The sequence below is a fragment of the Prosthecobacter fusiformis genome (assembly GCF_004364345.1).
Taxonomy (GTDB): domain Bacteria; phylum Verrucomicrobiota; class Verrucomicrobiia; order Verrucomicrobiales; family Verrucomicrobiaceae; genus Prosthecobacter; species Prosthecobacter fusiformis.
Genome location: NZ_SOCA01000003.1, coordinates 112,926 through 124,350, shown reverse-complemented (window position 1 = coordinate 124,350; position 11,425 = coordinate 112,926). Strand labels below are relative to the sequence as shown.

The following is an 11,425-nucleotide window of genomic DNA, read 5'->3' as shown; positions in this document are numbered from 1 at the left end:
ATGAAATGGCTGGTGTTCGGACTGCTGATGGCCGCATCATTCGGCGGAAAAGCTACGCTGCTGGCGCAAGCCGCAGGCGAAGGAAAGAAAAGAATCGTCATTCTGGGCGACAGCATCACCGCCGGCTACGGGCTGGAGCGTGACGAGGCCTATCCCGCCCTGCTGCAAAAGAAAGCCGATGCCGAGGGCCTGGCCTATGAAGTGGTGAATGCCGGCGTCAGCGGCGACACCACAGCGGGCGGCTTAAGACGGATCGACTGGGCGCTGGGCCAGCGCGGTGCGGACGTGCTGGTCATCGCCCTGGGCGGCAACGACGGCCTGCGCGGAGTGTCACCGGAGCAGACCGAAAAGAATCTGGTGGGCATCATCGCCAAAGCTCGCGCCAAGAACCCCGCCATGAAGATCCTCATCGCCGGCATGCAAATGCCCGACAACCTCGGCCCCAAGTACGTCGAGTCCTTCAAGATGATATTTCCGAAAGTGGCGGAGACCGAGAAGACGGAATTGCTCCCCTTCCTGCTCGAAGGCGTCGGCGGCGATGAGAAGCTGAATCAGGCGGACCGGATTCATCCGACGGCGGAGGGGCAGCGGAAGATCGCTGAGCTGGTTTGGGCGAAGGTGAGAGGGATGTTGTAGGAGGGGGCCGTGGTCGTTCCGAGCCCAGTCAACTAACCGTCGATTAAAACGCGAACCACAGTCCTTCATTTTTAACGCTATAGTTACGCTTTTTTCCATATTAGGAAAATTGGATAAATTAAGCAGTAGGTGCGCGGAAAGGTCGGGATTTGGTAAGCACCCTTTTAATATGGGAGATTTGCTCATCAATTTTAGAAAATGTTGTGTCGCAAACGGCGACCCTCTATGATCCACGATGCAACCATCACTGCGGAAAAAGGCCTCGAAGCGCTCCAAGGATGATCAGGAGGCCGAGTTCAGCCGCCTCTTCTGGGCTGCCCGGAAGCAGCAGGCACTTCGCGGAAGAAAGGTGTTGGCACAGGATTCTGCATCCAAGGCGGCAATGGAATTTGCAGATGCTCAAGGTTGGGCGTGGGCAAAGGGTTTGATCGAAGCGAGCCGACTTAGTCAAACTGGCGAGTTCGACAAGGCTCTCAAGTTTGTTGCCGAGACGCAGTCCAGCGTGCCCGAGCGTTGGCAAGGATTGCTTCAGTTTGTTCGAGGCTCCGCTTCTCAAGGGAGTGGCCAGTACGACGAAGCAATCAAGGCCTACCGCGAAGCCCTCGAAGATGCTAAACTCGATCAACCTGGAAACACTTGGCACAACCTCGGAAACGCACTAGGAGCCAAAGGCGATTATGACGTGGCGATCAAGGCCTACCAAAAGGCTCTTGACGATCCGAACTATGCTACACCTGGAAACACTTGGCACAACATCGGAAACGCACTAGGAGCCAAAGGCGATTACGACGAGGCGATCAAGGCCTACCAAAAGGCTCTTGACGATCCGAACTATGCTACACCTGGAAACACTTGGCACAACATCGGAAACGCACTAGGAGCCAAAGGCGATTACGATGAGGCGATCAAGGCCTACCAAAAGGCTCTTGACGATCCGAACTACGCTACACCTGGAGACACTTGGAACAACCTCGGCATCGCACTACGAGACAAAGGCGAACACGACGAGGCGATCAAGGCCTACCGCAAGGCTCTTGACGATCCGAACTACGCTACACCTGGAGACACTTGGAACAACCTCGGCATCGCACTACGAGACAAAGGCGAACACGACGAGGCGATCAAGGCCTACCGCAAGGCTCTTGACGATCCAAACTATGCTACACCTGGGAACACTTGGCACAACATCGGCAACGCACTAGGAGACAAAGTCGAGCACGACGAGGCGATCAAGGCCTACCGCAAAGCTCTTGACGATCCCAACTACGCTACACCTGGAGACACTTGGAACAACCTCGGCAACGCACTAGGAGTCAAAGGCGAGCACGACGAGGCGATCAAGGCCTACCAAAAAGCTCTTGACGATCCGAACTTCCAAATGCCCGCAAAAGCGTGGACTAATCTTGCTCAGACGTATGTGGACGCGGGAAAACTGGAGGAAGCCGAAAGTGCCTACCAGAAAGCGCTAACGAGCACAGACACTCAAGGTAGTGATCACGCTCGCGCTCGCCACGGCTTGCAGATCTTGAGATCGAAGATCGCTCCTGCTGCGCTTTCTTCGGATGACCGTGCCATGATGGCAAGACCTGCGACAGGTGGTGATACGGCTGAAATCGAAGAGGGGATCATCGCGGCGATCAACGAAGCCGGAGATACGCAATACGACAGGTACATCAAGAAGGCTGATTCCGGGCGAGACAGCACGCTGAGCATTCTGCGTGGCTGGAGCAGTGCCGTCACCCTCCTTGAAGGCTCTGAGCGGCGCTGGCGCGGAGGAGGGTATTTCCTGAAGTGGCGCGGTTATGGAATCGTGATTGATCCTGGATTCGACTTTCTGCGAAACTTTCACGATGCCGGTTATCACGGGCGGGAAATCGCCGCTGTGGTGGTGAGCCACAATCATCCCGACCATAACAGCGACCTCAAGCACATCGACGACCTCCGCTATGAACTCTACAAACGCCTGGCTTCCACGAATGCATCTGGCAGCAAGCCCTACGTTTTGCTATGGGATGAAGATACGAGTACGGCGACAAAATTCGGGTTTGATGAGCCGCAGCATCAGCACCCGCCGATCGTCATGGGAAGCGGGTTTCCGCAGCCGCTCGATTTAGGCCAGCACCCCGCAAAGATCCCGCTGCGCATCACTCCCTTTAAGGTCAACCACGGGACTGACGTACAACACGCCCTGGGAATGATGGTGGAATTGCTCGACGATAAAGGCGAAACGGTCTTACGGATCGGCTACACAGCGGATACCGCTTACTTTATGGACCTGCACCAGCATCTTTCCAAGTGCGATGTTTTGATCGCACACATTAGCCAGCCAAGCATCGAAGAGCTTCGAGATGCCTCGAAACTCAAAGACGTCCATCTGGGCTATCGCGGCACGGCGCGGTTGCTGAAGGAATGCAAGCCGAAGCTGGCACTCATCGGTGAATTCTGGGCGGGATTTACGGACTTGCGCATTCCCTTGGTCAAGGGTTTGCGCCAACTGTCCGGCGTGAAGGACGTACTGCCTACGGGCCTTGCGATGCACCTCCGGTTGCCGTCCTTGGACATCGAATGCACCGAGTGTAAAAAGCCGACACCATTTGCGGAGGTCAAGGTGGCTCCTCCAACCGATAAGTTCGGCAGCCTGGCTTATCTTTGTCCGGGCTGCACGCTCGGATAGCTGGCCGCAATGAGGCCCAGTTTGACATGACTTCCATCAAGTCGCCTCACCGAGGGATGCGCGTGATCATCTTTCAAAAGAGCCACTGAACCTACGTCTGGAGACCGCCCGCCTGATCAAAATGGGAGCCGCACCCTGGACAAAGGGGGCTTTGGAGCAGATTCATCTACGCACTCGACGGCGAGCGCAAACCTGCTCATGCTCGGCATCAGGTTACCTCAGCCTCATTCATCCACCACTCCACCAACCAACCCTTCCATGAACCGCCTTTCTTTCCTCGCCTGCTTGTCCGTCAGTGTCTGGTTCAGCGCCGCCTCAGCATCTGCGGCCGATGATTTGAAAAAGGTGGCGGCCAGCATCGACGGCTACCGCTTTGAGTTTCCCTGCAAGGAGCCGATGCCGGAGAACCCCAAGCCCGGAGCGGACGGCACCTCGGCACGCATGACCGAGGATCCCAAAACGAATGACAAGTTCACCGATGTGAAAACCTTCGGCGGTGAACCCGGCAAGCGTTACCGGGTGACCCTGCGCGTGCGCGGTGTGGTGGAGCCGATGATGTACAAAGACGGCCAGCAGGTTGGCGAGCGTTTTTACATCGGCGGCAGTCCCAACAACGCCACTTACAACATCTACCAGCTCACCGTCTCCGCCCCGGCCACCCATTTCTTTTTCAACCGCGATGACAAGGTGGGCCACCGCATCTTCACGCTCGACTACACCGCCACCGTCGAGATCGAAGGCGGCGCCACGCTCACCTTCCACGGCGACGGCCAGAACGGCCGCATGATCACCAACTTCGCCAAACTCGTGGTGCCTGAAATCGCGCCCGCCCCGCAGCCGTACAACGGCCAGTTCATCCAGCTGGATGTGACGGATGTCGTTGAGGTGAAGTAGGCGGCCTTGGATGGTCGATGACGGCAGGATGCCGTCACTCCTTGTTTTCTTGCTCGGCCCCAGACCTCACGGAGTGGGGCCATCTTGACCTAGCCTGCGGTGGCGCTGGGCGAAAACTTCGTGAAGACCAACGGGGCCGGGGTCGTTCTCTGCCCGGCAGCAAGCTGGTGGCCTCCGGCTATGACCGGTTCATCATCGATACCCAGACTTACACAGCCACCGCAATCGCCGTGCCGCGCCAGAACGCCTACGGTTTTGAATTGCAGCATCGGGGAACATTGGCCGACGGCCCCACCAAGGCGAAGAAGATGTTCAGGACCCTGAACCAACGGGCCGCCCGGGTGGGCTCCAAGGTCCGTGTCCAGTAAACGAGACCGAGCCTCAGACTGCGACATGATTCTCATCGGCTGCGCAGCCTGGGCCACGCGCTGCGGGTGCAGCTCGCCAGGCGGAGCGGCCGCCCTAGGCAGCGGCTTGAGTGACATCTGCCTGAACGTGGGGTGGGGGAGGCGGTGGTTTTGGGTGGATGGGTTGCAAGAAGCGGGGTGTATGGCTCGTGACTAGATGCGCATGTCTTTCACTTTTCGTTTTCAGCTTTCCACGCTTGCCTTTGCGGCGGCTCTTGCGGCGCAGCCTGCTACGACTCCGGTTTTTTGGCCGGATAAAAATGGGCCGACCTTTGATGGGGTGGTGCCTGTGGCGGAGGCGGAGAAGCTGCCGCTGAAGTGGAATTCAGAGACGGGTGAGAACATTGTGTGGAAGGTGGACCTGGAAGATGATGGGCATAGTTCACCTGTCATCGGGGGGGATAGGATCTGGTTTACCTCGGCGACGACGGATGGGAAGAAGCAGTTTGTTTATGGCATCGACCGGCACACGGGCAAGGTGGTGCATCATGAGCTGGTCTTTGAGAATGCGGAACCGGAAGGGCTGGGCAATCCGCTGAACAATTATGCGGCACCATCGCCAGTGCTGGAGGCGGATGCGCTGTATGTGCACTTCGGCACGTATGGCACGGCAAGGATCGATCCGCTGACGGGCAAGAAGGTCTGGGAGCGGCGGGACATCAATGCCCGGCATTATCGCGGGCCGGGGTCCTCCCCGATCATTCATCAGGATCTGCTGATCCTAACGTTTGACGGCATCGACCAACAGTATGTGACGGCGCTGAATAAGAAGACGGGGGAAACGGTGTGGAAGACGAACCGTACCACGGACTATGGCGACCTGGATGCAGAAGGCCACCCGACGCGTGAGGGTGACATGCGGAAGGCGTATCATACGCCGAGCGTCTTCGACCTGGGCGGGGTGCAGACGCTGGTTTCTGTGGGATCACGCGCAGCTTTTGGTTATGCCGTGGATACGGGGAAGGAACTGTGGACGATCCGCCATGGGGGGTTCAATGCGGCGATCCGGCCACTGATTTACCAGAAGGTGCTGATCCTGAATACGGGCTCTGAAAGGGCGCATACCATCGGGGTTAAAATTGACGAGCAGATGAAGGGGGACATCACGGAAAGCCATGTGCTGTGGGACCGGGAGAAGCGCAATGCCAGCGAGGCCTGCCCGGTGCTGGTGAATGGGCTGCTGTTTCAGATCACGCGTGGCGGGATCGTAACATGCATGAATCCGCTGACGGGTGAGGATGTGTGGGAGGAGCGGCTGTCTGGGCAGCATCTGCCTAGCCCGATCGCGGCAGGGGACCGCCTGTATTTCAGCAATGACCGTGGTGATACGCGGGTGCTGGATGCGGGGCCTGCGTTCAAGATCCTGGCGGAGAATGTGCTGCCAGATGCGATGACGGCTGCGCCTGCTGTGGCGGAAGGTGCGCTTTTTATCCGCACGAAAAAGCAACTGTTTAAAATTGCACAACACTAAAGGTTAGCGCGCAGAGACGGGCAGAAGTGGATGCCGCATAAACAGTGCCAAAAAACGTGCTGGAAGCGGCTTTCTATCAGGGAAAACCGCTGATGGGAGAAATAACATTTCTTATCACAAATACGTCGCAACTTTTGAAAAACGTGTTATTCTTATGTCCTCTATGGCTACGACACCGACTCGCAAAACACGTTTCTCCCGCCGCGTCCCTGACCATGTAACCGATGAGCTCGTCAATGTATTGTCCGCTGGGGACACACTTGAGTTCAACGCGTTGTTCAAACTGGTTTACGACAATTTGAAACTGAAGAACGCAGTCAGCGGGGGCGAAGAGATGCTCCGTCTGCGCTCTTATGAGAAGCTTCAAGGCCTGGTTAGCCGCGGCCTTTGTGCCAAGGTCAGCAAGACTTATCGTGGTCTGGAAGGCCTCCGCGCTGCTCATCAGGCCACTATCGCGGCCCGCACGGCTGCCGTGGTCGCCCGTTAATTACCTCCTTTTTTATCCAAAGAACCGCCATTCCGATGAGGGATGGCGGTTCTTTTTTGTACCAGAACGTCTCCTGCCACCCTTGACGGGAGCCCCTGCCACTTACACAGACAGCCCCCCATGTCCTACAGCGAATTTGATTCCGAATCTGAGCCTGAGCAGCCGCTTTCCCTTCTGCTACAAGCGATTGCGCCGAAGCTGATGCTTTGCCGCATCCGCGAATTCGAGCCGGAAGATCTAGAAGCCTGTGTGGAAATCTACCGGTCAAATGCGCCGGATTATCTGAGTGAGGAGGGCCTGGAGGCGTATATCGAGTTCCTGGCATTAGGAACTTCATACTATTTGGTCATCGAGCATGATGGTGAAATTGTGGCTTGTGGCGGGCTGGAATTGATCGGTGATTCCGACACTGCGACGCTGGTCCATGGCATGGTGCATGGGGAATATCACCGGCAGGGATTTGGCACGACGCTGCTGGCCGCGCGCCTCGCGCTGCTGGAGTGTGAGGTGCGGCCGCAGGAGGTGTGGGTGAACACCACAGCGGCCACGCTGCCCTTTTACGGGCGGTTCGGCTTTGCCTATCACTCTTCCTCCGGGAAGCGGCCTGGTGCAGATGAGGGGCGGGCCAGTGTGTGGATGAGTGTGGATGACCAGGACATTGAAGACATCCGCTATGCGCTGGAGGAACGAGGCATCAAGATTTTCCTGAATGATCCCAATGAGGATGATACGGAGGAGGAAGAATAATCGGTTGGAGTCTTCAACCGGCCTGTTGCACTATCTCTGCTGACTGATTTTAATTTTATGACAACCCTTTTTGTCTCTCTCCTGGCACTGAGCCTCATCCCGGCGCTGTCTGCGGCTGAAACTAAGCCAGCGGTCAAAAAACCGGTGCCAGCGGGTCCAAAGTGGCAGAAGCTGACTCCACAAACGCCGGCGGGATATACCCTGAAGACGCTGGAGGTGGCGAAGTATCCGGAGCATACGGTGGAGCTATACGTCTATGTGCCGGATGCGGAGGGGACCTGGCCGTGCATCCTGGACATCCACGGCGGTGGCTGGCAGAAGCGACAGGTGGAGGCAGACAAGCCGATGATGGAGCGGCTGGCGCAGCGTGGCTTTGTGACGGCTCTGGTGAGCTACCGCCTTTCCACGGAGGCCAAGTATCCGGCGGCGATCCATGACTGCAAGGCGGCACTGCGCTGCCTGCGTGCTCATGCTAAAGAGCTCAAGATTGATCCTGAGCGCATCGGCTGCATGGGTGGCTCGGCAGGTGGGCACCTGTCCGGTCTGACGGCGATGACCAGCGGGCTGCCGGAGTTTGAAGGCGAGGGGCCTTTTAAAGACCAGTCCAGTGAAGTGAAGGCGGCCATTGTTTTGGCGGCGACGCAGGATCTGGTGACCTCCAACGTGGGCAAGAAGAGTGAAGGTGCCATCCTGTTTTTCGGCGGTACTTTGGAAGAGAAGCCAGATGTGTACAAAGCGGCCTCCCCCATTACGCATGTGCGTGCAGGTGTGCCACCGACGATCTTCATTGAAGGTGAAAAGGATACGCTGAAAATCGGCCGGGCGGAGATGATGGAGAAGCTGAAAGCCCTGGGCATCGAAACCGACGTCCATACGCTGAAATATGCACCCCATCCTTTCTGGATGAGTGATCCGTGGTGTGCAGAGACGGTGGAGATCGCGGCCGTGTTCTTCAAGAAGCATCTGGGTGAGCCGGTGATGAAGTAGGGGGATCCAAGAACGCGGATGAACATGGTTCTGGAATCCAGGCTCATCTGCGATCATTGAAGCAGGCTTCCTGATCATGCGTTGCTTTCTCTGTCTGACCGCCTTTGTTTTATCCGCTCATACGGCGACGGCCCATGTGGTGCCGAACATGACTATCGAGGCGGATTTCAACCAGGGGGGTGGTTATACGCTGAGGATGAATCTGGACCCTCGGGTGTTTCTGAGTGATCAGCCGACGTCGCTGCCGCCGGTTTCTGCGGACTGGTATCTGAACCAGACGGATGAGGAAAAGAGGGTGACGTATGAAAAGGCGACGGAGTATCTGAGGGCAAATGTTGGCCTAACATTCAATGATGAAAAGGTGCCGCTGCCAGCCTGTGAATTTGTGGCTCTCGACGGGGCAACTTATGAGGAGGTGAAGCCGGACACAACGGAAACCCATCTGCTGGCGACGGGGAAATCCGAAGTGCCGGAAGGAGCGGACAGTTTTAAGATCGCCTTTGGGCGGATGGCGAATGTGAGCTTAATCCTAATCAATGGTGAAGAAGGAAATGAGGAGAGGAAACCCCAGGTCATTTTTCCTGGGGAGACGAGCCTGCCGTTTAAAATCACCAGGGCTGCACCGGCGGAGAAAGAGGCTCTGCAAGCAACTGAGGTCAAGGGCACGCAGGGCAATGCGGGTGGCTACAAGGTGATGTCCATCTTCGCGACAAGCGTGGTCTTGATCTTCATCACGGCGGGCTTGGTCATGCGGCGGAGGCGGCGTTGATGAAATCCACCACGCGGCGCTCATGCCAGCCGCGCAGGCGATAATCCAGGAAGCCGACATGGCCTCCATACGAGGGGGTTTCCAGATGCAGGCTGGCGCTGTGAAAGGCCAGCTCCTGAGGGAAGGAAGGGGTGGTCAGCAGGGGATCGTTGAGGGCATTCAGCAGCAAGGATGGGACCTTGATTTTGGCCAGATGTGGCAGGGAGCTGGCGCGCTCCCAGTAATCATCCGCATCCAGAAAGCCGTGCATGGGGGCGGTGAAACGGTCATCAAACTCCTTGATGGTGCGGATGGCGCGAATGCCCTTGATATCGAAGTTTTTGGGGAACAGACGCGCTTTGGCTTCGATCTTGAGGACGAGGGTATTGAGGAACCGTTTGAGGTAGATGCGGTTGTCCGTACGCTCATCCAAAACACGGGCGCTGGAGGCGAGATCCACAGGTGCGGAAACGGCGACGGCGGCGACGATGTGGGGATGGGGCGGGGCTTCGCCGATGCATTTGAGGGTGATGTTTCCACCGAGGCTGAAACCAACGAGAGCGATCTGCGGATAGGCGTCTGAGGCATGGTCAATGACGCTGCGAAGGTCATTGGATTCACCACTGTGATAGGAGCGCGGCAGGCGGTTGGCAACGCCACCACAGCCCCGGAAATTCCACGCCAGGACGTTCCATCCTGCGTGAAGCAGTGCGGCGCTCATGCTGCGAATGTAGATGGCTTCGGCAGAGCCTTCCAGCCCGTGGGAGAGGATGGCGAGGCGCTTGTTTCCAGCATGGTACCAGCGCAGGTCCAGAAAATCGCCGTCGTCCAATTCCAGGCGCTGATGCTTTGGCTGTGGGGGCCGGGCGCGGGGGAGGAAGGTGGGCAGGACGGTCTGCACGTGGCCGTTACGCAGGAAACGGGGAGCCTGGTAACTGGAAGTAATGACGGGCATGGATACGGATCATTTCAGCCACCAGCAGTAGCTGCCGCTGGGGACGGGGAGGACATCGGAAGCGCCACGGAGCTGCATTTCACCCTGCTCCAGGCTGCCGCCCGACTGGCCAAACTGCTGGGCTAACAAATGATGCAGAGAGATGGGGGTCAGCTCTGGGGTGTGGCAGGAAAGCAACACGCCTAACGGCTGGGGGGACATCAGCTTGCCAATGAGGGAGAGCAGCGGCGGCAGGTCGTTTTCGATCTTGAAAATCTCCCCTTTGGCACCGCGACCGTAGCTGGGAGGATCGAGGATGATGAGGTCGTATGTGCGCTCGCGGCGGTGCTCACGCTCAAGGAATTTAGTGACGTCATCGACGATCCAGCGGATGGGTTTTTCATCCAGGCCATTGAGGGTGGCGTTTTTGCGTGCCCAGTCCACCATGCCTTTGGAGGCATCCACATGGCAGACCTCCGCACCGCCAAGGCCGGCGGCGAGGGTGCTGCCGCCGGAGTAAGCGAAGAGGTTCAGTACGCGCGCTGCGCGGTTGTGCTTTTTGGGGTAGGCGGCGCAGGCTTCACGGATGCGTTTCCACTGGTCCCGCTGCTCCGGAAAGATGCCGAGGTGGCCAAAGTCTGTGCTGCTGAGCTGGAAGCGGGTGCCGTCTACGCCGATGTCCCAGGTGGTGGGCAGGCGGTCACGGCCGCGCCACTGGTTGCCACCGTCACGGAAGAAGCTGGCGGTGGCCTTTTGCCAGGTGTTAGGAGGCAGCGTCTGACGCCACACGGCTTGCGCACAGGGGCGGGAGAGGACGACGTCACCAAAGCGTTCCAGCTTTTGAAAGTTGCCGCTGTCGAGGAGTTCGTAGCCGTTTGTCATGTGAATGGGCTGCCCTTAAACCAGGGCATCGTGGCCTTTCAGGCCGGGCGTATTTTGGGCTGATGATTGATGAAGAGGACGAGTTCCCTGGCGGTGGTTACGCGCTGATACCAGGGATTACCGCTGATATCCGCAAGATCATACCCGCTGCGTTTTGCGATGTCCTCGGCCAAGTCATCCAGATCCTCGGCTTCCATCTTTAATTGTTCCATGAGGTTATCGGTGGCTTCGAGCGGAAATCCACGGCTCCAGTTCTGCACTTCCTGGTAGGTGGCGCGGATGATCCAGGGATCCACCACACGACAATCGAATGCTTTGCGGAAAGCACAGATGGTGTCTGCCCGGGAAGACTTGAGGGACTGGATTCTTCTCCGCTCACGAATGGATGCGAGGTAGAACAGCCCGGTCATTCCGCCAATGAAAAACAAGGCCTGAGGCTGGGAGTAAAGCCAGGCCATGAGCAGCGCTGCCAGCCCTGCCAAAACGACCTTCACACGCCAGCCGAGCGGCTGTGCGGGCGGGTGTGATGGCAGATGTCTGGAAAAGCGGCGCATGAAT

At 57.7% G+C, this 11,425-nt stretch carries 12 protein-coding genes; 9 read left to right on the top strand and 3 right to left on the bottom strand.

What is annotated here, in order from left to right; translation table 11 throughout:
• The 9 genes from EI77_RS09960 to EI77_RS09920 all read left to right on the top strand — a co-directional run bounded on the left by EI77_RS09960 (position 1) and on the right by EI77_RS09920 (position 9,072).
• Entirely contained in the window at positions 1-636 is a 636-nt protein-coding gene (locus tag EI77_RS09960; RefSeq protein WP_208300325.1) for an arylesterase, read from the top strand.
• 235 nt (positions 637-871) lie between these two features.
• Entirely contained in the window at positions 872-3,310 is a 2,439-nt protein-coding gene (locus EI77_RS09955) for a tetratricopeptide repeat protein (RefSeq protein ID WP_133795119.1), read from the top strand.
• A gap of 258 nt (positions 3,311-3,568) precedes the next feature.
• Positions 3,569-4,204 carry a hypothetical protein gene (locus tag EI77_RS09950; RefSeq protein ID WP_166647164.1) on the top strand — a complete coding sequence of 212 codons (636 nt, stop codon included), beginning with the start codon at positions 3,569-3,571 and terminating at the stop codon, positions 4,202-4,204.
• A 41-nt stretch (positions 4,205-4,245) separates the two neighbouring features.
• On the top strand, positions 4,246-4,572 hold the full coding sequence (locus EI77_RS09945) for a hypothetical protein (protein ID WP_133795118.1): 327 nt from the start codon (positions 4,246-4,248) through the stop codon (positions 4,570-4,572).
• Positions 4,573-4,774: 202 nt separating this feature from the next.
• Positions 4,775-6,082 carry an outer membrane protein assembly factor BamB family protein gene (locus EI77_RS09940; protein WP_133795117.1) on the top strand — a complete coding sequence of 436 codons (1,308 nt, stop codon included), beginning with the start codon at positions 4,775-4,777 and terminating at the stop codon, positions 6,080-6,082.
• A gap of 163 nt (positions 6,083-6,245) precedes the next feature.
• A complete protein-coding gene (locus tag EI77_RS09935) occupies positions 6,246-6,569 on the top strand; it encodes a hypothetical protein (RefSeq protein WP_243838762.1) in 324 nt (107 codons plus the stop codon).
• A gap of 120 nt (positions 6,570-6,689) precedes the next feature.
• The gene (locus EI77_RS09930) at positions 6,690-7,316 is read left to right on the top strand and encodes a GNAT family N-acetyltransferase (protein ID WP_166647163.1); all 627 of its coding nucleotides are present in this window, start codon (positions 6,690-6,692) and stop codon (positions 7,314-7,316) included.
• Positions 7,317-7,373: 57 nt separating this feature from the next.
• On the top strand, positions 7,374-8,303 hold the full coding sequence (locus EI77_RS09925) for an alpha/beta hydrolase (RefSeq protein ID WP_133795115.1): 930 nt from the start codon (positions 7,374-7,376) through the stop codon (positions 8,301-8,303).
• A gap of 76 nt (positions 8,304-8,379) precedes the next feature.
• On the top strand, positions 8,380-9,072 hold the full coding sequence (locus EI77_RS09920; RefSeq protein WP_133795114.1) for a hypothetical protein: 693 nt from the start codon (positions 8,380-8,382) through the stop codon (positions 9,070-9,072).
• Here EI77_RS09920 and EI77_RS09915 read toward each other — a convergent pair.
• The 3 genes from EI77_RS09915 to EI77_RS09905 are packed head-to-tail and all read right to left on the bottom strand — an operon-like array spanning position 9,050 to position 11,421.
• Positions 9,050-10,006, bottom strand: a complete 957-nt coding sequence (locus EI77_RS09915; protein WP_133795113.1) for a YheT family hydrolase — start codon at positions 10,004-10,006, stop codon at positions 9,050-9,052. The two genes, EI77_RS09920 and EI77_RS09915, sit on opposite strands and share 23 nt — an antisense overlap.
• A 9-nt stretch (positions 10,007-10,015) precedes the next feature.
• Entirely contained in the window at positions 10,016-10,867 is an 852-nt protein-coding gene (locus EI77_RS09910) for a class I SAM-dependent methyltransferase (protein WP_133795112.1), read from the bottom strand.
• A gap of 38 nt (positions 10,868-10,905) precedes the next feature.
• A complete protein-coding gene (locus EI77_RS09905) occupies positions 10,906-11,421 on the bottom strand; it encodes a hypothetical protein (RefSeq protein ID WP_133795111.1) in 516 nt (171 codons plus the stop codon).
• Between the last annotated feature and the right edge of the window lie 4 nt (positions 11,422-11,425).